Origin of the sequence: Methanooceanicella nereidis, assembly GCF_021023085.1 — an archaeon.
In the GTDB taxonomy this organism is placed as follows: Archaea; Halobacteriota; Methanocellia; order Methanocellales; family Methanocellaceae; genus Methanooceanicella; species Methanooceanicella nereidis.
This window is the reverse complement of record NZ_PGCK01000025.1, coordinates 1-1,358: the sequence shown is the minus strand read 5'-3', so window position 1 is coordinate 1,358 and position 1,358 is coordinate 1. Positions and strand designations below refer to the sequence as shown.

1 protein-coding gene is annotated in these 1,358 nt (G+C 44.6%); it reads right to left on the bottom strand.

Annotated elements, in window-relative coordinates; genetic code table 11:
* Positions 1-183: 183 nt before the first annotated feature.
* Positions 184-1,146: a transposase gene (locus CUJ83_RS15510; RefSeq protein ID WP_230743378.1), complete on the bottom strand. Its 963-nt coding sequence runs from the start codon at positions 1,144-1,146 to the stop codon at positions 184-186.
* Positions 1,147-1,358 lie beyond the last annotated feature (212 nt).

Genomic DNA, 1,358 nt, shown 5'->3' with positions numbered 1-1,358 from the left:
CCAGTAGTTGTGATGGTGTTTAGTTGGTTGTTTGGATAGGGGTTGTGGTTGTTTTCTTTTTCTTAATATTTTGTTGGTGTTTTGATTAATCGATTGTTTTTGTTGATTAATGGTTTGAGAAGCTGTGTTTTTTGGGGTTTGTCGATGGTGTTCTCATGAAAAAGGGCCTTGTTACTGTGTTTGCTAGGTTTTTGTGGTCGTAGTGATCATGATATCATGGTATTCTGGTGTTTGTTGTAGTATGGTTTCGAGTTGTTTTTTGAATCTTTTCACTGTTACGTGTTGTTTTGTGATAACAAGGAGTTTCCAGAGGCTTGCGAGGATCAGTGCTATTGTGGTGAGGAGGAGTCTGAATGATTCTCTGGTGGTGCTTGTCACTGGTTTCAGCCATTTCATCACTTTAAAAAGATTCTCGATATTCCAACGATAAGTGTAACGTTCCTCTATTCCCCTGTCGGTGAGGTCTGACACGTAGGCGCGGTATTCCTCCTCGGGATAGGCTACCAGGTGTATGTTCACTTTTTTCTTTTCCGCTCCCTTCTTTCTCATCTTGTAGGGTTTCACGGTCTCTCCGTCAAGGAGGCTTTCCAGGTACAGTTCATCTATCCGATTGTTGGTCTTGTAAGGAGTGAGGTAATGCATGCCTTTTTCTTCCACGCGGTTGAAAACGTCCACGCCGCAGAAATAGCGATCCATGAGCACCAGATCATGACCACCGGGAACGGTGTCAAGCAGCCTGTCCACCATGAGGAGGTTGCCGTCTCCTTCTTTGTACAGTTGTATCCCGGTCGCGAGAAAACGATCCCTTGCGGTGAGGGAGGACACGGCAAAACGATAACATCTTCGATATTTACCGTTAACAAGAACCTTGATGGTGTGCTCTTTTCTTCTTCCATGGTAGGGCATATCATGATAATCAAGACTGGTATCGCAATTCCGATACCGTCCGCTTCGCAAGGCCATCCTCATCGTTTCCCGGATAAGCCTGTTACAATTCCCGGCCATCTCCTCAACCGGAACCCTGCCCAGTTTCAGCACCGTGCTGGAACACACCGCTTTATGATCCCTGCAGTAATCGCTGATGCTCGTATTATCAAGACAACAACCCACAAGATACCTGAAAACCACCTCTCCATCCTTTCCCATGTAATGGAAAAGTCTGGAGAACAAACGCGACAAAGGCTTTAACCTGCGAAAACAAAACTCCTCATCCGGAGCTATCAGTTTGTTAAACGTTTTAGTTTTCACACACAAAAAACAACCGATAAACTGATAACTCCTCCCATACTAACCAACCAAAAACACCACAAAAACAAACAACAACACCACAACCAACTAAACACCATCACAACTACTGG

Excerpts from the sequence above, each read along its gene's own strand:
- CUJ83_RS15510 (WP_230743378.1), bottom strand. The coding sequence starts at position 1,146 with ATGGGAAAGGATGGAGAGGTGGTTTTCAGGTATCTTGTGGGTTGTTGT.